We start from the raw sequence: 21,962 nt of genomic DNA, 5'->3' as shown, positions 1-21,962 counted from the left end.
TCACGCGCGCGCCGTGTTGCTGATCGGCCGCGACGCGCCGCGGCTGCGCGAAGCGCTGGCCGACACGGGCGTCGATCTGATCGATGCCCCGACGCTCGAAGCCGCCACGCGAGACGCTGCGAAGCTGGCCCAGCCGGGCGACGCGGTGCTGCTCTCGCCGGCCTGCGCGAGCTTCGACATGTTCCGCAACTACGAGCATCGCGCGCAAGTGTTTCGCGACACCGTGGTTGATCTGGCCGCCGACGCGGGGGTGATGCTATGAACCGTATCAAGTCGTTCTTCAGCAAGAAGCGTCAGGCCGGCTTTGCCGGGGCAGGTACGGCGGGCCCTCCCGGGGCCGCGACCCATGCCGCGAGCCGTACGCTCGGCAGCATCAAGCCGACCCGCTCGCGCATGCTCGAATACGATCACGCGCTCGTCTGGGTGGTGATTTCGCTGCTGTCGCTGGGGCTGGTGATGGTGTATTCGGCATCGGTCGCGCTGCCGGACTCACCGAAGTACAGCGGATACACGACGTACCACTTTCTCGTGCGTCACATCGTCTCGCTGACGATCGGACTGGTCGCGGCCCTCATTACGCTGCGTATTCCGGTCAAGACACTCGACAAGCTCGCGCCCAAGGTCTTTCTGCTGGCGCTGATGTTGCTCGTGATCGTGCTGATCCCGCACCTGGGCAAGGGCGTGAACGGCTCGAAGCGCTGGATTCCATTCGGGGTGCTCAATCTGCAGCCGTCGGAAATCATGAAGCTCGCGGTCACGCTGTACGCCGCGAACTACACCGTTCGCAAGCAGGAATTCATGCAGAGCTTCCGCAAGGGCTTCTTGCCGATGGGCATCGCCGTTGTGTTCGTCGGTATGTTGCTGCTGCTCGAGCCGGACATGGGCGCCTTCATGGTGGTCGCGGCCATCGCGATGGGGGTGCTGTTCCTCGGCGGCGTGAACGGTCGCCTGTTCGGCGGACTGGCGCTCACGGCCGTGGGCACGTTCGCCATGCTGATCTGGTTGTCGCCGTGGCGTCGCGAGCGGATTTTCGCGTATCTCGATCCGTGGCGCGAGGACTACGCGCTCGGCAAGGCTTACCAGCTTACGCATTCGCTCATCGCGTTCGGACGCGGTGAATGGACTGGCGTGGGGCTGGGCGGGAGCATCGAGAAACTGCACTACCTGCCCGAAGCACACACCGACTTCATCCTCGCGGTGATCGGCGAAGAGTTCGGCTTCGTGGGCGTGCTGGTCGTCATCCTGCTCTTTTACTGGATGGTGCGCCGCGCGTTCGAGATCGGGCGCCAGGCACTGGCGCTCGAACGCACGTTCGCCGGCCTGCTCGCGAAGGGCGTGGGCGTGTGGCTCGCTGCGCAGACCTTCATCAACATGGGCGTGAATCTGGGCTTGCTGCCGACCAAGGGCCTCACGCTGCCGCTGGTCAGCTATGGCGGCTCGGGCATCTTGCTCAACTGTGTGGCCGTGGCGATTCTGCTGCGGGTCGATTACGAGAACCGCGTGTTGATGCGGGGAGGAAAAGTATGACCGAGCGCGCCACCGCGATGTCGGCCCCGGAAACGAAGACGCGCACGCTGCTGGTGATGGCCGGCGGCACGGGCGGTCACGTCTTCCCGGGGCTCGCGGTCGCCAACTTCCTGCGTGTGCAGGGGTGGCGCGTGGTGTGGCTTGGGAATGCGGCAGGCATGGAAGCGACGCTCGTGCCGAAGTACGACATTCCAATGGAGTTCGTGAAGTTCGGCGGCTTGCGCGGCAAGGGCCCGATGACCAAGCTGCTGCTGCCGCTCAATCTGCTGCGCGCGTTCTGGCAGAGCTTCCGCGCGATGCGCCGCGTCAAGCCGAACGTGGTGCTCGGGATGGGCGGCTACATCACGTTCCCGGCGGGCATGATGGCGTCGCTGCTGGGGCGTCCGCTCGTGCTGCACGAGCAGAATTCGGTGGCCGGCATGGCGAACAAGGTCCTTGCGCGCGTGGCCGACAAGGTGCTGCTCGCGTTCCCCGACACCATCGCCGGCGGCGAATGGGTCGGCAATCCGATCCGTGCCGACTTCGACGAGATGGTGCCGCCGGCCGAGCGCTACCGCGCGCGCACCGGGCCGCTGCGTATTCTGGTGGTGGGCGGCAGCCTTGGCGCGACGGTGCTCAACGAGATCGTGCCCAAGGCGCTGGCGAAGCTGGCGCGCGACGCGCGTCCGCAGGTCACGCACCAGGCGGGCGTTAAACATATTCAGACGCTGCAGGCGAACTACGCGGCAGCGGGGGTGACGGTCGATGCCGTGCCGTTCATCGACGACATGGTCGCGGCTTACGCGGCGGCGGATCTGGTGATCTGTCGGGCGGGCGCGATGACGGTGGCCGAAGTCGCGGCGGCGGGCGTGGCGGCGTTGTTCGTGCCGTTCCCGCATGCCGTCGACGACCATCAGACAACCAATGCGCGTTTCCTCGCCGACAAGGGCGCGGCAACGCTGATCGACCAGCGCGAGCTGTCGGTCGAGACCCTGGCCGAGTGGTTGCGCCGTCAGACGCGCGAATCGCTGCTCGCGATGGGAGAGAAAGCCAGGGCGCTCGCCAAGCCGGACGCCACCGAACAAGTGGCGCGCGTGTGCGCGGCTCTGGCCAAGGATTGAAATGAAACACATCGTCAAACACATTCACTTCGTCGGCATTGGCGGCTCGGGCATGAGCGGCATTGCCGAGGTGTTGCTCAACCTGGGGTATCAGGTGAGCGGCTCCGATCTCGGCGACAACGCGGTGACGCAGCGCCTCGTCAGTCTTGGCGCGCGCGTGGCCCGCGGCCACGCGGCCGAGCATATCGAAGGGGCGGACGCCATCGTCGTGTCCACCGCCATCACGGCGGACAATCCGGAAGTGCTCGCGGGGCGTGCCCGTCAGATTCCCATCGTGCCGCGCGCGCTGATGCTCGCCGAACTCATGCGCCTGAAGCAGGGCATCGCCATCGCCGGCACGCACGGCAAGACAACCACGACGAGTCTCGTGGCGAGCGTGCTTGCGCAGGGTGGGCTCGATCCGACGTTCGTGATTGGCGGCCGACTGAACAGCGCCGGCGCGAACGCCAAGCTCGGCACGGGCGACTTCATCGTGGTAGAGGCCGACGAATCGGACGCCTCGTTCCTGAACCTGAATCCGGTCATTGAGGTCATCACGAACATCGATGCCGATCACATGGACACCTATGGACACGACTTCGCGCGTCTGAAGCAGTCGTTCGTGGCGTTCACGCAGCGCCTGCCGTTCTATGGCATCGCCGTGCTGTGCGTGGACGATTCGAACGTGCGCGAGATCCTGCCGTTCGTCTCCAAGCCGATCGTGCGTTACGGCCTGTCGGAAGACGCACAGGTGCGCGCCATCGATGTGCGTGCGGACGCCGGCCAGATGCGCTTCACCGTGCTGCGCCGGTTCGGCGCCGGTGCCGCGCCCCTCGACATCACACTGAACCTGCCGGGTGAGCACAACGTGCGCAACGCGCTGGCGGCGATTGCGATCGCGACCGAACTTGAGGTGCCGGACGCTGCTATCCAGCAAGCGCTAGCCGAATTCAACGGCGTGGGCCGGCGCTTCCAGCGCTACGGCGACATCGCGCTGCCGAAGTCGAGCGGCGGCGGCACGTTCACGTTGATCGACGACTACGGACATCACCCGGTCGAGATGGCGGCAACGCTCGCGGCGGCCCGCGGCGCGTTCCCGGGACGTCGCATCGTGCTGGCCTTCCAGCCCCATCGATACACGCGTACGCGCGATTGCTTCGAAGACTTCGTGAAGGTGTTGTCCGACGCTGACGCCGTGGTGCTCGGCGAAGTCTATTCGGCCGGGGAGGCGCCCATCGTGGCGGCCGACGGTCGGGCCCTGTCGCGCGCCCTGCGCGTGGCGGGCAAGGTAGAACCGGTTTTCGTGGAAGACGTTGCGCAACTGCCCGACGCCATTCTGCAAGTCGCCCGTGCGGGCGACGTCGTGATCACCATGGGTGCCGGCTCCATCGGCGCGGTGCCCGGCAAGTTGCAAGTTCAGCAAGGAGTTTGAAGTGAGTGCTTTCGATCCGAAACGTTTCGGCAAGGTGGGCGTCCTGATGGGCGGGCGCTCGGCCGAGCGTCAGATCTCGCTGATCTCGGGCAATGGCGTGCTCGAAGCCCTGCGCGCGCGCGGGGTGAATGCGCATGCGTTCGATACCGGCATGCACGACCTCGCGGCGCTCGCCGCGCAGAAGTTCGACCGGGTGTTCATCGCGCTGCATGGCCGCTATGGCGAAGACGGCACGCTGCAAGGCGTGCTCGAGCATCTGGGGGTTCCGTACACCGGCAGCGGCGTGTTGGCCTCCGCGCTGGCGATGGACAAGGAGATGACCAAGCGCGTATGGATCAACGAAGGGCTGCCGACGCCGCGCTTCGCGATGCTGAGCGCCGACAGCGACTTCGATGCCGTGGCCCGCGATCTCGGCCTGCCGCTCATCGTCAAGCCGTCGCGCGAAGGCTCGACGATTGGCCTGACAAAGGTCACCGAGGCGTCGCAACTGAAGGCGGCCTTCGAGAAGGCAGTCGCCCTGGATCCGGACGTCCTCGCCGAAGAATTCATCGATGGCGACGAACTGACCGTGCCGGTGCTTGGCGTGGGCACGAAGGGCGCGGCGGCCGCGCGTGCGCTGCCGGTGATCCGCATCGTGGCGCCAGACGCGAACTACGACTACCAGAACAAGTATTTCAAGGACGATACGCGCTACGAATGCCCGCCGCCGCTATCGGTGTCGTTGCAGGAGGAGGTGCAGCGCCTGGTGCTGCGCGCCTATCTCGCGCTGGGCTGTCGTGGTTGGGCGCGCGCCGACGTGATGCTGCGCAAGCGTGACAACAAGCCGTTCCTGCTGGAGATCAATACCTCGCCGGGCATGACGGGCCATTCGCTGGTGCCGATGTCGGCGCGCGCGGCGGGGCTGTCGTACGAAGACCTGGTTGTCGAAATCCTGGCCACCGCGACGCTCGATCTGCATCCGAACGCGCAGTGGAAACCCGAGTAAAACCTTGAACGCGTTGAAGAACGCCCCGATACGGAAAGCAAATCGCCATGTGGCAAAACGTACGCCTGCTCAACGCCATCGCGAGTGCGCTCGTCGCACTCGTCGTGCTGGCGGCGCTCGCTGCGGGCGGCCATTGGCTGATTCAGCGGCCGATCTTCACGCTGACGGCGGTGCAGATCGATGGGGACGTGTCTCACATCAACGGTCCGACCTTGCGCGCGAATGCCGTCTCGCGCCTGAAGGGCAATTTTTTCACGATCGATCTGGACGCCACGCGAGCGGCGTTCGAGGCCGTGCCGTGGGTGCGCCATGCAAGCGTGCGACGTGTGTGGCCGAACCGGCTCTCGGTGACGATCGAGGAATACAAGCCGCTGGCCACGTGGAACGATGGCCGTCTGGTGAGTGTGGACGGCGAGCTGTTCGCGGCGAATCTGGCCGAAGCCGAGGACGACGGCAAGCTGCCCGAGTTCGCCGGCCCGCCGGGCAGCGAAAAGGATGTGACGGCGCGGTACTACGACTTCGTGAGGTGGTTCGCGCCGCTGAAAATGAAACCCGAAGCGGTCACGCTGTCGAATCGTTACGCATGGAGCGTACGGCTCTCCGGGGGAGTGCAACTGGCGCTGGGACGAGAGCGAACCGCCGAGTCCCTCGCCACACGCAGCAGGCGTTTCGTACAAGCGTATCCGCAGGTAGCGGCGCGCTGGGGAAATCAGATCGAGTATGCCGATCTGCGTTACCCGAACGGTTTTGCCGTGCGTGCCGCGGGCATGCGTTTCTTGAGCGAAGACCAGGCCAAGAAGCTTGCCGCGGCACCGGTGCAAAAGCGGGATTCGCAAAAGCCGGCCGTTGCGCAACCTGCCGCGCGGCAGAAGCGAAGCCAGTGAGACTTCAGGACTTACACACGCTATGAGCAAAGATTACAAGGATCTGTTGGTCGCCCTCGATATCGGCACGTCGAAAGTCGTGGCGGTGGTGGCCGAACTGCGCCCTGAAGGCCGCTATGAAGTGATTGGCCTCGGCCAGAGCGAATCGCGCGGGCTGAAAAAAGGTGTCGTGGTGAACATTGAGGCCACGGTGCAGTCCATTCAGCGTGCACTCGAAGAAGCCGAGCTGATGGCCGACTGCAAGATCACCAACGTGTTCACGGGCATTGCCGGCAGCCACATTCGCAGCTTCAATTCGAGCGGCATGGTGGCGATCAAGGACAAGGAGGTGACGCAGGCCGATGTGGCGCGCGTCATCGAGACGGCCAAGGCGATCAACATCCCGACCGACCAGCAGGTGCTGCATATCCTCACGCAGGAATTCATCATCGACGGTCAGGAAGACGTGCGCGAGCCGATCGGCATGAGCGGCATCCGTCTTGAAGTGAAGGTGCACATCGTGACCGGCGCCGTCTCGGCGGCGCAGAACATCGTGAAGTGCGTGCGCCGGTGCGGCCTCGAAGTGAACGACCTGATTCTGCAACCGCTCGCGTCGAGCATTTCGGTGCTCACGGAAGACGAGAAGGAACTGGGCGTGGTGCTGATCGACATCGGCGGCGGCACGACCGATATCGCGATCTTCAGTGAAGGCGCGATTCGTCACACGGCCGTGATTCCGATCGCGGGCGATCAGATCACGAGCGACATCGCGATGGCGGTGCGCACGCCGACGCCGGATGCGGAAGACATCAAGATTCAGCACGGCATCGCCAAGCAGTCGCTGGCCGATCCGGACGAAATGATCGAAGTGCCGGGGCTGGGCGAGCGCGGTCCGCGCACGCTCTCGCGTCAGGCGCTGGCGGCGGTGATCGAGCCGCGTGTCGAAGAGCTGTTCTCGCTGGTGCAGCAGGTGGTGCGCGAGTCGGGGTACGAAGAACTGCTGTCCTCGGGCATCGTACTCACCGGCGGCGCGGCGATGATGCCGGGCATGGTCGAGTTGGGCGAGGACATCTTCCTCAAGCCGGTACGTATTGGCGTGCCGGAGTATGCGGGCGGTCTGGCCGACGTGGTGCGCAGCCCGCGCTACGCGACCGCGATGGGGCTGCTGCTCGAAGGACGTTCCCAACGCATGCGCGGGCGCAAGGTCGCGGTGCAGTCGGGGCAAGCGAATCAGGTCTGGTCGCGCATGCGCGACTGGTTCTTCAGCAATTTTTAATGGTGTTTTTTGAGGGGTGTGGATTCGGTGTTGAAAACACGCGTGGCTTACCCGAGCTGCCCGTGACCCGCAATACCGGATCTGCTTTTATATCACTGGAGGCGCTATGAACTTTGAAATGTTGGAAACGGAAACCAACGGCACCATCATCAAGGTGGTGGGTGTTGGTGGCGCTGGCGGCAATGCCGTCCAGCACATGATCAACCGGGGCGTGCAGGGCGTGGACTTCATCGCCATGAACACCGACGCTCAGGCACTCGGCCGCTCGCAGGCCAGCGTGAGCATCCAGCTCGGCAAGACCGGTCTGGGCGCAGGCGCCAAGCCGGAGATGGGACGTGCGGCGGCTGAGGAAGCCCGAGAGCGCGTGGCCGACGCCTTGCGTGGCGCACACATGGTGTTCATCACCGCCGGCATGGGCGGCGGCACGGGCACGGGCGCGGCACCGGTGGTGGCGCAGATTGCCAAGGAAATGGGCATTCTGACCGTCGGCGTGGTGTCGAAGCCGTTCGAGTTCGAAGGCGGCAAGCGCATGCGCGTGGCCGAGACGGGCGCGCAGGAGCTGGAAGACAACGTCGATTCGCTGATCGTCGTGCTCAACGACAAGCTGTTCGAAGTCATGGGCGACGACGCCGAGATGGACAAGTGCTTCCAGTGCGCCGACGACGTGCTGCATAACGCCGTGGCCGGCATCGCCGAAATCATCAACGTCGACGGTCTGGTGAACGTCGACTTTGAAGACGTGAAGACGGTGATGGGCGAACAAGGCAAGGCCATGATGGGGACGGCGACGGTGGCAGGTGTCGATCGTGCGCGTCTGGCGGCCGAGCAAGCCGTGGCGAGCCCGCTGCTCGAGGGTGTGGACTTGTCGGGTGCGCGTGGCGTGCTGGTCAATATCACGGCATCGCGTTCGCTGCGTCTGTCGGAAACGCGTGAAGTGATGAACACCATCAAGAGCTACGCTGCCGAAGACGCGACCGTGATTTTCGGTACCGTGTACGACGACAAGATGGGCGATGCGCTGCGCGTGACTGTTGTGGCGACCGGCCTGGGCCGTGCTGTCGCGAAGAAGGCTGCCGCACCGATGACGTTGCTCAAGACCGGTACCGACAATATGCCGATCGCCACCGGCCACGTGCCGAATGTCGGTCAGGCGGGCGGTACGGACTATGGCGCGCTCGATACGCCGGCCGTGTGGCGCAGCACGCGCGAGACCGCGGCGTCGCACGTTGCCGCATTGCAGGAAAAGGGTGTCGACACGTACGACATTCCGGCCTTCCTGCGCAAGCAAGCCGACTGACAGGGTCGCGCGCGGACCAGGTGCCAGTGCCTGGTGCCGCCGCACCTTGGGAATCGCGAGACCTATGCAGGTCGTCGTGAGGATTCGTCGTCGCTCCAACGACCATGCCGTGTGGCGTGGGGATGGCGCGCCGCAGTACGAGTCCGCATGACGATACGGCGAGGTTGTGAAGACGCGAGATGCCGTATCGCTGCGACAACCAGCGTCGCAAGCGGTGTCTACGCTTCACAGGTCACGAACGTTACGGGTAAGCGTTCGGATCCCTGACCCGGTCTCGCGGATCTGTCCCCCGACCGCTGCGGCATGCCTCCGTCGCGGCGGCCGGGGTGCCCCGACGATGGGCGACGCCCAGGCTTTGGCCTGATGTCGATTTTTGAAACGGCCTATTTCGTGTCGCGATAGGGATGTGGACGAATCGATGCGGCAGAATTCGGAATGTTTAGTAACGAAGCGTTGCGTTTGTGGCACAGCGATGAAGGCTTCCATCTGGTATAATTGCATCTATGGTCACTAGCGTCTGATAGTTTAAATAAATAGCATGCTCAAGCAGCGCACTCTCAAATCCATCGCCAAGACAGTCGGCATCGGCTTGCACTCCGGTCGCAAGGTCGAGTTGTCGCTGCGTCCGGCGCCGCCCAACACGGGCATCGTCTTCTGCCGTACCGATCTGAATCCTCCTGTAGAGATTCCGGCGTCGGCGATGGCGATTGGCGACACGCGTCTTGCGTCGGTGCTGCAGAAAGAGGGCGCGCGGGTCTCCACCGTGGAGCACCTGATGTCGGCATGCGCGGGGCTGGGCATCGACAATCTGTATGTCGATGTGACGGCCGAAGAAATTCCCATCATGGACGGCAGCGCAGCAACGTTCGTCTTCCTGATTCAGTCGGCGGGCATCGAAGAGCAGGCGGCCGCCAAGAAATTCATTCGTGTGACGAAGCCGATCGAGATTCGCGAAGGGGACAAGTTCGCCCGTCTCGAGCCGTACGAAGGCTTCAAGCTCAAGTTCACCATCGATTTTCGTCACCCGGCGGTCGATCGCACCGGTCAGGCGCTGGAGATCGACTTTGCCGATACGTCCTACGCGAAGGAGATTGCGCGCGCCCGTACGTTCGGCTTTGCGCATGAGGTCGAGATGCTGCGCGAACTGGGCCTGGCGCGCGGCGGCAGCATGGACAACGCCATCGTGCTCGACGAGTACCGCATCCTGAACAACGACGGTCTGCGTTACGACGACGAGTTCGTGAAGCACAAGATGCTCGACGCCATCGGCGACCTGTACGTGATTGGCCATCCGCTGCTGGCGTCCTACACGGCGTACAAGTCGGGGCACGGTCTGAACAACCAGCTCTTGCGCGAGCTACTCGCACAAGAGGCCTATGAGATTGTCACGTTCGAGCACGCCGAAGACGCACCGCGCGGCTTCCAGTTCGAGCCGCAGACCCAGTTCGCGTAAATCGCGCAGGCCATAGGAAGCGCCGGCGGGTGGGGCGCAGATGTAACAAAACGAAAGCGCCGACTCTGCGGCGCTTTTTTATTTGACGCGCGTGCCAAATCGGCGTTGCGCTTGAATGCGTCGCGCCATGGCGACCGACGGATTCAAGGCTTGCGCGGACCGCCGTAGGAATGGCGGGCCACCAGGCGAGCCAGGGCATCGCGAAGCGGGGATGGCTCCAGCGCGTCGCGCAGATCGCGCAGGCTGACAAGGCCCTGCCGGGACAGGCGCGCCTCCTTGGGCGGCTTCTGGGGTTCGGGCGCCGTGATGCTCACACGGATCCGGATCGTGCGAATCAGCCAACCGCGTGTCGCCAGCCCCTCGATCAGTGACGGCGTTTGCTGGCGCAGCCGAGCCGCCAGTGCATTATTGGCGACGAGGAAGACCAGGGCGCCCTCGCGCGGCGGTGCTAGCCGGACGCTGCCGCTGAGCGCGGCGGGTAACAACGCGTGTACGTCTCGCTCGAGTCGACCCAGTTGTTCGGCGGCGGCCAGCAAAGAGCCGGCGCCGTCGGAGGCGCACAGCAGATCGGTGAGCGGGCGGGCAACGCGGGGAGCTTTGGGTCGTTTCATATGATGAGACAGAGGTTGCCGCGTATTTTACCCCGCCATCGGGCGTCACCTCGGTCCGAACGCCGAAAACGCCGGACGGCCCGCGTCCGAGGCCAGCGGGACGCGCCATGACAGCATGCTAGAATCCTTTTTTTAGTATAGGTATCGAACCGGCGAGAGGCCTGAGTGCCAAACACCGGTGACCCGCAGCGCGCAGGCGCGTTGGGCGATTCGGCACGCGTGGGGCAAAACCCCTGAAGCGTTGCGAAGTTTGCCGACCGACTGCACGATTGCGAACGACATTTGCCGCCCTAACCAGTGATCCGATGATTCCCGGTCTTCTTAAAAAAGTATTTGGCAGCCGTAACCAGCGGCTTATCAAGCAGTACCAGAAAACCGTCTCGGCGATCAACGCCCTCGAGCCGCAGATCGCCCAGCTGAGCGATGAGCAACTGCGCGGCAAGACCGAGGAATTCAAGCAACGTATCGCCCAGGGGGCGAGCGTGGATTCGTTGCTGGTCGAAGCCTTTGCGGTGTGCCGCGAAGCCGGCAAGCGCGTCCTCAAGATGCGCCACTTCGACGTTCAGCTGATTGGCGGCATGGTGCTGCACTTCGGCAAGATCGCCGAAATGCGCACGGGCGAAGGCAAGACGCTCGTTGCGACATTGCCCGCCTATCTGAACGCGCTATCGGGCAAGGGCGTGCACGTCGTGACCGTCAACGATTACCTGGCCCAGCGCGACGCCGAGTGGATGGCACGTCTGTACAACTTCCTCGGCCTGTCGGTGGGTATCAACCTGTCGCAGATGCCGCATGACGAGAAGCAGACAGCGTACGCGGCCGACATCACGTACGGCACGAACAATGAGTTCGGCTTCGACTACCTGCGCGACAACATGGTCTACGAGACCGAGCAGCGGGTGCAGCGCACGCTGAACTACGCCATCGTCGACGAAGTGGACTCGATCCTGATCGACGAGGCACGTACGCCGCTCATCATCTCCGGCCAGGCCGAAGATCACACCGAGCTGTATGTGAAGATGGATCGCTTGCCGGCGATGCTCGAGCGTCAGATCGGTGAAGAGAAGTCGGACGGCACGGGCGTCGAGGTGCCGGGCGATTACACGCTCGACGAGAAGGCGCGTCAGGTGTTCCTGACCGAGCGCGGCCACGAGAAGGCTGAGCAACTGCTCGCCGAGTGGGGCATGATCGCCGAGGGCGACAGTCTCTATGCGCCGCAGAACATTACCCTCATGCACCATGTGTACGCCGCCCTGCGCGCGCACACGCTGTTCCACAAGGACCAGCATTACGTGGTGCAGAACGACGAGATCGTCATCGTCGACGAGTTCACCGGCCGTCTGATGGCCGGTCGCCGCTGGTCCGAAGGTCTGCACCAGGCGGTGGAAGCGAAGGAGCGCGTCTCGATCCAGCATGAGAACCAGACGCTGGCCTCGATCACGTTCCAGAACTACTTCCGCATGTACGCCAAGCTCTCGGGCATGACCGGGACGGCGGATACCGAAGCGTTCGAATTCAACGAGATCTATCGCCTCGAGACGGTGGTGATCCCGACCAACCGCCCGCCCAAGCGGATCGACCGTCAGGATCAGATCTACAAGACGGCCAAGGAAAAGTACGACGCGGTCATCAAGGACATCCGCGATTGCGTGGAGCGTGGTCAGCCGGTGCTGGTGGGCACGACGTCGATCGAGACGTCGGAGTACCTCTCGCAACTGCTCACGAGCGCGAAGCTGCCGCACCAGGTGCTCAACGCCAAGCAACACGCGCGCGAAGCCGAGATCGTCGCGCAGGCGGGGCGTCCGGGCGTCATCACCATCGCCACCAACATGGCCGGTCGTGGTACCGACATCGTGCTGGGCGGCAACGTCGAGAAGCAATCGGGTTTCATCGAAATGGATGCGAGCCTGTCCGACGCGGACAAGCAAGCCCGCATCCAGCAATTGCAGGACGAATGGCAGGGTCTGCATGAGCAGGTGAAGACGGCAGGCGGTTTGCACATCATTGGTACCGAACGCCACGAATCTCGCCGTATCGACAACCAGTTGCGCGGCCGTTCAGGCCGTCAGGGCGATCCGGGCTCGTCGCGTTTTTACCTGTCGCTGGAAGATCCGCTGCTGCGCATCTTCGCCGGCGACCGCGTTCGTTCGATCATGGATCGGCTGAAGATGCCGGAAGGCGAAGCCATCGAGGCGGGCATTGTCACGCGTTCGATCGAGTCGGCACAGCGCAAGGTCGAAGCGCGAAACTTCGACGTGCGCAAGCAACTGCTCGAATACGACGACGTGTCCAACGATCAGCGCAAGGTGATCTACCAGCAGCGCAATGAACTGCTCGAAGCGCAAGACGTCTCGGACACCATCGCCGGCATGCGTCAGAGCGTGTTCCAGGATCTAGTGCGCACCTGCGTGCCGGCCGGTACGGTCGAAGAACAGTGGGACCTCAAGGGGCTGGAGACGGTGCTGCGCGAAGAGTGGCAGCTCGATTTGCCGCTGCAGTCGCGTATCGAAGGCTCGGAAGAAATCGACGACGAGGACATCCTCAAGGAAGTGATGGACGCCGCCGAAGCGTCGTATCAGGCCAAGGTTGAACTGGTGGGACGCGAGTCGTTCTCAGGGTTCGAGCGCTCGGTCATGCTTCAGAGCGTGGATTCCAACTGGCGCGAGCATCTGGCCGCGTTGGATCACCTGCGTCAAGGCATCCATCTGCGCGGTTACGCGCAGAAGAATCCGAAGCAGGAATACAAGCGCGAAGCGTTCGAATTGTTCGCCCAGTTGCTTGAGACCATCAAGCTCGAAGTCACGCGCGTCATCATGAACGTGCGTATCCAGTCGCAGGAGGAGCTCGAACAGGCGACGGAAGCGCTCGACGACAGCGCGGGCGGTTTGATCAACGTCGAGTTCAAGCACGACGAACTCGAGACGGTGGGCGGCGACGGCGAGATCGACGAAGACGCGGGGCGTCCGGTGGTTTCGGCGCTGGCCCAGGCGGCAAGCGCGGCGATGGCCGGCGGCGACTTGTTGCCGAAGGTTGGTCGCAACGATGCCTGCCCGTGCGGCAGTGGCAAGAAATTCAAGCACTGCCACGGCAAACTGTCTTAAGATGTGAACCGATCGACGCGGCGCCGACTCAGGATCGGCGCCGCGTCGTTTGTAGCGCCGGTTTTTCGACCGGCCGCACCGATCAACCGCCGCCCCGGCGGAGTGTCGTGCCGACATCGCCAGGGCGGGAGCTGTAACGCTCATCTCTCGCGGGCGAACCCACATGGCCGTCAATTTCCCCTCGATCGAAGCCTCCCAACTGCGCGCCGTGCCCGGCGTCGAACTGGGCTGGGCCGAAGCCAATATCCGCAAGCCGAACCGTAAGGACGTGCTGGTCATGCGACTGGCCTCCGGTAGCACGGTGTCAGGCGTTTTCACGACGAACCGCTTCTGCGCGGCGCCGGTGACGGTCTGTAAGGCCCATCTGGCCGCGCAGGCGGGCATTCGTGCGCTTGTCGTCAACACGGGCAACGCCAACGCGGGCACCGGCGAACCAGGCATGGTCGCCACGCGGGCAACGTGCGACGCGCTCGCCAAGCTGCTGTCGGTCAATCCGAACCAGATTTTGCCGTTCTCGACCGGCGTGATCCTCGAACCGCTCCCGGTTGACCGTTTGGTCGCCGGTCTGCCTCAAGCCATTGCCAATCTGGCGTCTGCGCACTGGTACGAGGCAGCGCAATCGATCATGACAACCGATACGCTGCCGAAAGCCGCCTCGCGTGAGATCGTGATCGAAGGCAAGACCCTCGTCCTCACCGGCATCAGCAAGGGGGCGGGCATGATCAAGCCGAACATGGCAACCATGCTCGGCTTTGTGGGCACCAACGCGCGCGTGGCGCAGCCGGTGCTCGACGCGCTCGTCAAGTACGTGGCGGATCGTTCGTTCAACGCCATCACCATCGACGGCGATACGTCGACCAACGATTCGTTTATCGTCGCGGCCACGGGTCAGACCGATCTGCCGGAAATCGCCAGCACGGACACGCCTGCCTTTGCCGCGTTCCGCGACGCCTTGCTGTCGATCTCGCAGGAATTGGCGCAATTGATCGTGCGCGACGGCGAAGGCGCGACCAAATTCATCACCGTGACGGTCGAGGGCGGCCGCGATGTGGCGGAGTGCCGTCAGATCGCCTATGCCATCGGGCATTCGCCGCTGGTGAAGACGGCGTTTTACGCGTCCGATCCGAATCTGGGCCGCATTCTGGCCGCCATCGGCTATGCGGGGGTGAACGACCTCGACGTCAGCAAGGTCGACCTCTATCTCGACGACGTGCTGGTCGCCCGCGCGGGCGGCCGCAATGCCGACTATCGCGAGGAAGAGGGACAGCGCGTGATGAAGCAAAGCGAAATCACGGTCCGCGTGGTGCTCGGGCGCGGCGACGCCGCCGCCACGTTGTGGACGTGCGACCTCTCGCACGACTACGTGAGCATCAACGCGGATTACCGTTCCTAAGCCCTGACGCGAGCGCCGCGCGCCTCCCACCGGGGGCGCCGCGTGTCGATGCCCGATCGGCGTCGGCCCTGCGTCAGCGGCACTGGCCGGCAGTATCGGCCCATCGCCGGCAGGTGACAAAAGCACCGCGGCGGGCAGCGAAAGGAAACGACAACACGACGAAGCATCGACACAAGCGCCCGTGAGCGGCGCGGGGATTTCGAAGCATGGACAAGTTGGAGCAGTTCCTCACGCGCGCGGAAGGCGTGCTGGCCCGGCTGGAGGTGATGTTGCCGCCGGCCACTCCCGAGATCGACTGGAGCGCCGCGGTGGCCTTTCGCTGGCGCAAGAAACAGGGGCGCGGATTTCTGCAGCCCGTGGCGCATGTGTCGACGATCACGCTGGGCGATCTGCAGAATATCGAGCGCCAGAAAGGGCTGATCGAACAGAATACGCGTCAGTTTGTGCATGGCGAGCCGGCCAACAACGTGTTGCTCACCGGTGCGCGCGGCACGGGCAAGTCGTCACTGATCAAGGCTTGCCTGAATCAGTACGCCTCGGAAGGCCTGCGTCTGATCGAAGTCGACAAGGATGACCTGGTCGATCTGGGGGATATCGTCGATCTGATTTCGCAGCGTCCCGAGCGCTTCGTCGTGTTCTGCGACGACCTGTCGTTTGAAGATGGTGAGTCGGGCTACAAGGCGCTGAAGGTTGCGCTCGACGGCTCGGTGGCCGCGCAGTCGGACAATGTGCTGATCTACGCGACGTCGAATCGCCGTCATCTGTTGCCCGAGTACATGAAGGACAACGAAAGCTATCGCCACACCGATGACGGTGAGATTCATCCGGGTGAAGTGATCGAAGAGAAGATCTCGTTGTCCGAGCGATTCGGGCTGTGGGTGAGCTTTTACCCGTTCAAGCAGGACGACTACCTGACGATCGTCGGCCACTGGTTGCAGCATTTTGGCGTGCCGGCGGATCAAACGGAATCGGCGCGTCATGAAGCCCTGATCTGGGCGCTCGAGCGCGGTTCGCGTTCGGGGCGCGTGGCTTTCCAGTTCGCTCGCGACTGGGCGGGCAAGCTTCGGAGTGCGTCACACGCCTCGTAACGTGCGGTCGAGCGGGGCGCCGTGGGCCATCGGCCATGACATGCACCGTTCGACCGGGAAATCCGCAGGCAGCGCAGAGTGCGCAGATGGCGCAAGGATGGCGAAGGACTATGACAGTGTCGAAACGATATGCGCCCGATGGGCGTCCCATCACGGAAGTGGCCGTCGGCGTGATGGTGCGCGCGGATGGCTCGGTGCTCCTCGGTCAGCGTCCGGCGGGCAAGCCGTACGCGGGTTATTGGGAGTTTCCGGGGGGCAAGCTGGAGGCGGGCGAGTCGGTCGCCGCGGCGCTCGCGCGTGAACTGCACGAGGAACTGGGGGTGACGGTGGAGCGTTGCGCGCCGTGGCGCGTCCTCGAACACGATTACCCCCATGCCTATGTGCGTCTGCATTTCTGCAAAGTCACCGCATGGCAGGGCGAGCCGCACGGCAAGGAAGGGCAGGCACTGGCATGGCAGCGCCCGCCGGTGAGCGTGGAGCCGTTGCTGCCGGCGGCGCTGCCGCCGCTGAGCTGGCTCTCGGAGGAGCTCGCCGCAAAGTCGTCGGGGGCGGCCGTAGCGGCCAGTCGCGACGCTGCCGAGTGATCGATTGACCGGTTGACCGGTGACGCCGCGGTTCCGAGCGCGCTCCCAGACGCACAAAAGGCACCCGCGAGGGTGCCTTTTGCGTTGGGTGGGATGAGGGTCGTCCGTGCGCGCTGTGCGGCATCAGCGCATCAGCGCTGCGTCGGATCGAGCGGGGCGTCTTGCGAGGGATCGTCGGGCGAGTCGGCGGGGATCGTGTACTTCTCTGCCGCCCAAGCGCCGATGTCGATCTGCTTGCAACGCTCCGAGCAGAACGGGCGGAATTTCGCCTCGGGTCCCCAAACCACTTTCTTGCCGCAGGTCGGGCAGTTGACGACGGTCGTCATGGATTTAGAGATTGCAGAGCGTGAGCAGGAACGGCACGTCGCTGTCGACCGGACGCGGTTTGAGATCGCCGTCCTGTGTGGTGAAGCGCACCCACAGCATGTACTTGTTGGCGCTGGCTTCGGGAATGACCCGCAACTCGGGCGCCACTCTCACCTGCATCAGTTGATAGACACGGCCGGTCAGCATCTGCTGGTAGCTGCCTTGCTGCGCCATCGCCTTGCTGGCGTGACCGGACTCCCGGGCGAGCCCCAGCACGATGCCAAGGGCGTCGCGTATCGGAAACAGCGGGCCGATCCATTTATCGATGTCCTGACGGCGCTGCTCGGCATCGTTGTGACGCCACGCGTAATACGACGGAAGGTCGAAGCGGCACGTGCCGCCGGGGATCACCGAGCGGCTGCGAATGCTGGCTAGCCATTCGTTGTCGTTCAGATGCTGGCCGGGCTTGCCGGGAATCTGGTTGAGGTTCGCGATCGCCAACTCGACTTCGCCGATGAACTGTTCGAGTGCGTCGGAGGCGATATCGGGATTGCCGCGATAGGTGGTCAGCGTCTGACGTTGCCGGTCGAGTTCCTTGACCAGTTCGTTCTTCAGGTCGGTGCGTCCGGCGATGTCGGCAATCTCGAACATCGTGATCAGCGCCGCGTGATGATCGAGCGGCTGATCCTGCCCGACGAAAAAGGCAAAGCGCCCGAACAGCTCTTCCAGCCGAAGCAGCGTGCGAATGCGTTCGTTGAGCGGATATTCGTACAGGATCAAGCGCGTTGGCCCAGAAGTTGGCGCTTTTCAGCGTAATGGCGACATTCTAATGCCGGAATCTGTCGAGGCGCAACGCGCGTGGGCGCTCAATCGAAGGCGGGGCGTGCGAGCGGCGCTGTTCATGCGAACGCCGGCGTCGATCAACGGCCTTCGGCCTGCGCCGCAAACTTCAGATACGCCGCATGCAAACGGTCGACCTGTGGGGCGAGTGGGGCATGCTGGGCATCGTTGTCGATGACGTCGTCGGCGGCGGCGAGCCGCTGCGCCCGACTTGCCTGACGCGCCATGATCGCCTGCACCTGGTCGCGCGTGAAGCCATTACGGGACATGACGCGCGCGATCTGCGTCTGCTCGGTGCAATCGACGACGAGCACGCGCTGCACGCGCTCTCGCCACTTCCCGGATTCCACCAGCAGGGGCACGACGAAAATCAGATAGGGCCCTTGGGCGTCGCTGGCGGCACGCTCGCACTCCGTGCGAATCAACGGGTGGGTAATGGCCTCCAAACGCGCTCTGGCCGCATCGTCCGTGAAGACGGCGTCGCGCATGCGTGCGCGGTCGAGCGAGCCGTCCGGGGCGACAAAGGCGTCGCCGAACTCGCGCCGGATCGCGGGCATGGCCGCGCCGTTCGGAGCGGTGATGCTGTGCGCGATGGCGTCGGTGTCGATGATGGCGATGCCGTGCGTGGCGAACAGGTTGGCGACCGTCGTCTTGCCGCTGCCGATGCCGCCGGTCAGGCCGATGGCGTAAGTCATGGCGTTCCTCCAATCCAGATCAACAGGCCATTACCGCCAAACAGCGTGGCGATGCCTGCGGCGGCGAGAAAGGCGCCGAAAGGAAACATTTGATCGCTGCGCAGCCGTCCGGTGAGCCAGGCGGTGCCGGCGATCACGATGGCGAGCGCACAGGCGAGCAGCAGAATCTGTAGCAGGGCGGTCCAGCCGAACCACGCACCCAGCGCCGCGTAGAGCTTGAAGTCGCCGAAGCCCATGCCCTCACGCCGACGCAGCCACCAGTACACCCAATACAACGCCCACAGGCTCAGGTAGCCGGTCGCGGCCCCGACGACCGCCGCCGGGAGCGCGGCGAACCAGTGCCCGAGGTTGCACAGCAGGCCTGCCCACAACAGCGGCAGCGTGAGGATGTCGGGCAGGAGTTGCGTATCGTGGTCGATGTACGCGAGCGCAATGAGTGTCCAGACGAGTCCGAGTGCGCCGAGGCTCTGCCAGGTCGGGCCGAAGCGCCACGCCACGGCGACGCTCAACGCGCCGCTGAGGAGTGAGAGTTGCCAGCGGCGAGGCGCGGCGGCGTCTGCCAACGGGGCGGGAGGTGCTGCGAGTGGGGCGGTGAGCGCTATCGAGGCGGACGGCGGGGCAGCTTGATGAAAGGGAGCGCGCAGGGCCGATGCGTTCGTGGCATCGACTGCCTGCATCTCTTCCAGCCACGCCCGTTCGATCGCCGCGGGCACGCGCCGCACGACGGCATCGAGACCGAGCCCGGCGACGACGCCCAAGGCGGCGAACAGCGCAAGGCGCCAGTGAGGTGCCAGTTCCGCCAGCCAATCGACCCGTAGCAGCTCTGCGTAACCGTTCATGCGACACCGTATCCGAGTTGGAACATCGGCAGGTACATGGCGAGGACCATGCCGCCGATCAGCAGGCCAAGAAGCGTAATCATTATCGGTTCGAGCGCCGCACAGGCACTGACCAGCGCGTGCGAAGCGTCTTCGTCGAGCAGGCCGGCGGCCTGGTTGAGCATGCGCCCGAGTGTACCCGATTCCTCCCCGATCACGGTCAGTTGCGCGATGATCAGGGGCCAGTGTGCATTGGCCTCGAGCGAGGTCGCCAGACGGGCACCTCGGGCGACTTCCCGGTGCACGTCGTGCGCCGCGCGCTGCATGACGAGGTTGCCGCATGCGCTCGCAGCGGCGTCCATCGCGTCGGGAAGCGCGACGCCCGCGTCGAGCAACGTGCCAAGGGTTCTGGCCCACCGGGCAGCGCTCAGCATGCACAGGATGCGTCCTGCACCCGGCAGTTGCAAGAGCAGGCGATCCCGGAGACGCCGCGTTCGGGGGCTGCGGCGCAATGCCGCCGCGACGACCAGCCCGGCGGTGCCCAGGCCGACCAGCAGCCACGGCCCGTTTGTCAGCGACGCTCGCGAGAGGTCGATGAGCCATCGCGTGAGCGGCGGCAGGGGCATGCCGCCACCGGCGGCGCTGGCGAACAGGCGCTCGAACTCCGGGATCACCCACTGCAGCAGCGCCATCACGACGGCCAATGCGACGACCAGCACCGTCAGCGGATAGGCAAGCGCGCGCTGGAGCTTCTCTCGCACCGTTCGTGTGTGATCGTAGTGCGCACTCAGACGCGCCAGCGTTGGGCCGAGCTGACCGCTCAGTTCGGCGGCGGCAATCAACTGACAGTCGACGCCGCTGAATCGGTGGCTGGCCTGCGCCATCGCGTGTGCCAACGGATGCCCGCGCCCGACGTCCAGTCCGATATCGGACGGGAGCCGCTTGAGCCCTCGCGTATGGGCGCCACGCGCGAGTACGTCGAGGGCTGACGTGAGCGGCACCCCTGCACCGAGCAACGTGGCGAGGCGTCGAACCAGATCGGTGGCATCTGCCGTTCCGACGCGTCCGGAGGGCGTATGCCGGCGACCCGGCCGCAAATGCGTGATCGTCATGGGCTGGCCGCGCAGCAGCAAACGCGCGGCGGCTTCACCGTGGGCGAGCACCTCGCCGCGCCGGCGTTGCCCCTGGGCATCGCGACCTTGCCAGTGCCAGCGGCGGGGCTGCGTTATACGCGACATGGTTCACCCCTGCGCGTTGTGACGCGCGGCGATAGGCGGCTCGACCCTACTGCGGCCTGGCACGCGGCATGTGCCGATGGCATCGACGTGTTAGTCCGCGCGCGCGGTAGATGAGCATCAGGCGGGCGTCGTCGCATCGACATCCTCCTCGCTTACGGTGCCTGTCGCGCAATGCCAGAGACCGGCTTCGCGCAGGGTCATGACACCTTCGCGCTGCGCTTGCGCCGCGAGTGCGTGCGGGCTTCGGGCCTGTGCAATGTTGGTCGCCTGCGTCGCGCTGATCGGCATGACCTGGAACGCACCGATGCGCCCGGCGAATCCGGTGCCGTGACAGCGCATGCAGGGCGGGCCGGCCCGGGCAATGTCCTCTGGCGCACGACCGGGTTCGCAACCCGCCGGGCACCGACGCCTGAGCAAGCGCTGTGCGCTGATGAGCAGCAGCGTCGATGACAGATTGAACGGTGCGACCCCGAGATCGAACAGTCGGGCGAGTGTGCTCGTCGCGTCGTTCGCGTGGACGGTTGCGAATACGAGGTGTCCGGTCTGTGCCGCCTGCACGGCGATCTCGGCGGTTTGGGTATCGCGAATCTCGCCGACGACGAGCACGTCCGGATCCTGTCGAAGAAATGCGCGCAAGGCGGTCGCGAAGTCGAGCCCGGCGCGCTCGTTGAGATTGACCTGCGTGACCCCTGGCAAGCGGATTTCGACCGGGTCTTCGATGGTGACGATATTGCGCGAGGTGTCGTTGAGCCGCTTGAGGCAACTGTAAAGTGAGACGGTCTTGCCGCTGCCGGTTGGGCCGGTCAGCAGAATCATGCCGTGTGGTCGGGCAATGGCGCGCGTGAGCGCGAGGTACTGCTTTGGCGTGTAGCCGAGTCCTTCCAGCGAGAGCGGAACCTTCGCGCCATCGAGCAGGCGCACGACAAGCTTCTCGCCGTGCAGCGTGGGCAATGCGCTGACGCGGCACTCCACGGGTTCGCCCGCTTCGCGCCACACCATGCGCCCGTCCTGCGGCAGACGCTTCTGGGCGATATCCAGATTGGCGAGCACCTTCAGGCGTGAGACGAGCATGTCGCGCCACGGCAGCGGCACATCGCAGTGCTCGTAAAGATGGCCGTCGATCCGCAGTCGAATGCGAAAGCGTTGTGCCATCGGCTCGAAGTGCACATCGGACGCGCCAGCCCGAACCGCCTCGCCCAGCATCTGTTCGAGAAACTGCAAGGGGGTGGTGGCGTCGAGCGGTGCGCGCGACGTGGCCGCGAGCGGCTCGGTGGCTGTCGCCGTGGCGGAGAATTCAGAAGAATGAAATGACATGACAGGGTCTGACGAGTGCTGCGTGAAACGTCAGTCTCGTCAAAACCTTGGGGCGGCTCAAT

Annotated in this window: 19 protein-coding genes and 1 pseudogene; 13 read left to right on the top strand and 7 right to left on the bottom strand. The window is 64.5% G+C overall.

Going from position 1 to position 21,962, the window contains the following annotated elements; genetic code table 11:
• The 9 genes and pseudogenes from A985_RS26065 to lpxC form a co-directional block, all read left to right on the top strand.
• Window positions 1-262: pseudogene (locus A985_RS26065) on the top strand (UDP-N-acetylmuramoyl-L-alanine--D-glutamate ligase); the annotation flags it as partial.
• Window positions 259-1,527, top strand: a complete 1,269-nt coding sequence (ftsW, locus tag A985_RS0117950) for a putative lipid II flippase FtsW (protein ID WP_017234756.1) — start codon at window positions 259-261, stop codon at window positions 1,525-1,527. The pseudogene A985_RS26065 and the gene ftsW, both read left to right, overlap by 4 nt.
• Window positions 1,524-2,627, top strand: a complete 1,104-nt coding sequence (gene murG / locus A985_RS0117945; protein ID WP_017234755.1) for an undecaprenyldiphospho-muramoylpentapeptide beta-N-acetylglucosaminyltransferase — start codon at window positions 1,524-1,526, stop codon at window positions 2,625-2,627. Before ftsW ends, murG begins: the two co-directional genes overlap by 4 nt.
• Window position 2,628: 1 nt before the next feature.
• Window positions 2,629-4,038, top strand: a complete 1,410-nt coding sequence (gene murC / locus A985_RS0117940) for a UDP-N-acetylmuramate--L-alanine ligase (protein ID WP_017234754.1) — start codon at window positions 2,629-2,631, stop codon at window positions 4,036-4,038.
• A 1-nt stretch (window position 4,039) separates the two neighbouring features.
• Entirely contained in the window at window positions 4,040-5,023 is a 984-nt protein-coding gene (locus A985_RS0117935) for a D-alanine--D-alanine ligase (RefSeq protein ID WP_017234753.1), read from the top strand.
• Between the two features lie 47 nt (window positions 5,024-5,070).
• Window positions 5,071-5,907 carry a cell division protein FtsQ/DivIB gene (locus A985_RS0117930; protein ID WP_017234752.1) on the top strand — a complete coding sequence of 279 codons (837 nt, stop codon included), beginning with the start codon at window positions 5,071-5,073 and terminating at the stop codon, window positions 5,905-5,907.
• Window positions 5,908-5,929: 22 nt separating this feature from the next.
• A complete protein-coding gene (ftsA, locus tag A985_RS0117925; RefSeq protein ID WP_017234751.1) occupies window positions 5,930-7,162 on the top strand; it encodes a cell division protein FtsA in 1,233 nt (410 codons plus the stop codon).
• Window positions 7,163-7,268: 106 nt separating this feature from the next.
• Window positions 7,269-8,459 (top strand): cell division protein FtsZ, encoded by a 1,191-nt coding sequence (gene ftsZ, locus A985_RS0117920; protein WP_017234750.1) that lies wholly within the window; start codon window positions 7,269-7,271, stop codon window positions 8,457-8,459.
• Window positions 8,460-8,997: 538 nt separating this feature from the next.
• Entirely contained in the window at window positions 8,998-9,912 is a 915-nt protein-coding gene (gene lpxC, locus A985_RS0117915) for a UDP-3-O-acyl-N-acetylglucosamine deacetylase (RefSeq protein WP_017234749.1), read from the top strand.
• 143 nt (window positions 9,913-10,055) lie between these two features.
• On the opposite strand, the gene A985_RS0117910 is transcribed toward lpxC, so the two are convergent.
• Entirely contained in the window at window positions 10,056-10,523 is a 468-nt protein-coding gene (locus A985_RS0117910; protein WP_017234748.1) for a DciA family protein, read from the bottom strand.
• Between the two features lie 305 nt (window positions 10,524-10,828).
• Between A985_RS0117910 and secA the strand changes: the two genes are divergently transcribed.
• The 4 genes from secA to A985_RS0117890 all read left to right on the top strand — a co-directional run bounded on the left by secA (window position 10,829) and on the right by A985_RS0117890 (window position 16,689).
• Window positions 10,829-13,624, top strand: a complete 2,796-nt coding sequence (secA, locus tag A985_RS0117905; protein WP_017234747.1) for a preprotein translocase subunit SecA — start codon at window positions 10,829-10,831, stop codon at window positions 13,622-13,624.
• Window positions 13,625-13,787: 163 nt separating this feature from the next.
• Window positions 13,788-15,017 carry a bifunctional glutamate N-acetyltransferase/amino-acid acetyltransferase ArgJ gene (argJ, locus tag A985_RS0117900; protein WP_017234746.1) on the top strand — a complete coding sequence of 410 codons (1,230 nt, stop codon included), beginning with the start codon at window positions 13,788-13,790 and terminating at the stop codon, window positions 15,015-15,017.
• A gap of 206 nt (window positions 15,018-15,223) precedes the next feature.
• Window positions 15,224-16,105: an ATP-binding protein gene (locus tag A985_RS0117895; RefSeq protein WP_017234745.1), complete on the top strand. Its 882-nt coding sequence runs from the start codon at window positions 15,224-15,226 to the stop codon at window positions 16,103-16,105.
• Window positions 16,106-16,215: 110 nt separating this feature from the next.
• A complete protein-coding gene (locus tag A985_RS0117890) occupies window positions 16,216-16,689 on the top strand; it encodes an NUDIX domain-containing protein (RefSeq protein ID WP_017234744.1) in 474 nt (157 codons plus the stop codon).
• Window positions 16,690-16,820: 131 nt separating this feature from the next.
• On the opposite strand, the gene yacG is transcribed toward A985_RS0117890, so the two are convergent.
• The 6 genes from yacG to A985_RS0117860 form a co-directional block, all read right to left on the bottom strand.
• Window positions 16,821-17,015 carry a DNA gyrase inhibitor YacG gene (gene yacG, locus A985_RS0117885; protein WP_017234743.1) on the bottom strand — a complete coding sequence of 65 codons (195 nt, stop codon included), beginning with the start codon at window positions 17,013-17,015 and terminating at the stop codon, window positions 16,821-16,823.
• 4 nt (window positions 17,016-17,019) lie between these two features.
• Window positions 17,020-17,775: a cell division protein ZapD gene (gene zapD, locus A985_RS0117880; RefSeq protein WP_017234742.1), complete on the bottom strand. Its 756-nt coding sequence runs from the start codon at window positions 17,773-17,775 to the stop codon at window positions 17,020-17,022.
• A gap of 140 nt (window positions 17,776-17,915) precedes the next feature.
• Window positions 17,916-18,530 carry a dephospho-CoA kinase gene (gene coaE / locus A985_RS0117875; RefSeq protein ID WP_017234741.1) on the bottom strand — a complete coding sequence of 205 codons (615 nt, stop codon included), beginning with the start codon at window positions 18,528-18,530 and terminating at the stop codon, window positions 17,916-17,918.
• The gene (locus tag A985_RS0117870) at window positions 18,527-19,369 is read right to left on the bottom strand and encodes an A24 family peptidase (protein ID WP_017234740.1); all 843 of its coding nucleotides are present in this window, start codon (window positions 19,367-19,369) and stop codon (window positions 18,527-18,529) included. The genes coaE and A985_RS0117870 overlap by 4 nt, the downstream gene beginning before the upstream one ends.
• Window positions 19,366-20,586, bottom strand: coding sequence for a type II secretion system F family protein (locus A985_RS0117865; RefSeq protein ID WP_017234739.1), 1,221 nt, complete (start codon window positions 20,584-20,586; stop codon window positions 19,366-19,368). Before A985_RS0117865 ends, A985_RS0117870 begins: the two co-directional genes overlap by 4 nt.
• Window positions 20,587-20,703: 117 nt before the next feature.
• Window positions 20,704-21,900: a GspE/PulE family protein gene (locus tag A985_RS0117860; RefSeq protein ID WP_017234738.1), complete on the bottom strand. Its 1,197-nt coding sequence runs from the start codon at window positions 21,898-21,900 to the stop codon at window positions 20,704-20,706.
• Window positions 21,901-21,962 lie beyond the last annotated feature (62 nt).

Source organism: Pandoraea sp. B-6, assembly GCF_000282835.1.
In the GTDB taxonomy this organism is placed as follows: Bacteria; Pseudomonadota; Gammaproteobacteria; order Burkholderiales; family Burkholderiaceae; genus Pandoraea; species Pandoraea cepalis.
This window is presented reverse-complemented; position numbering and strand designations above follow the sequence as displayed.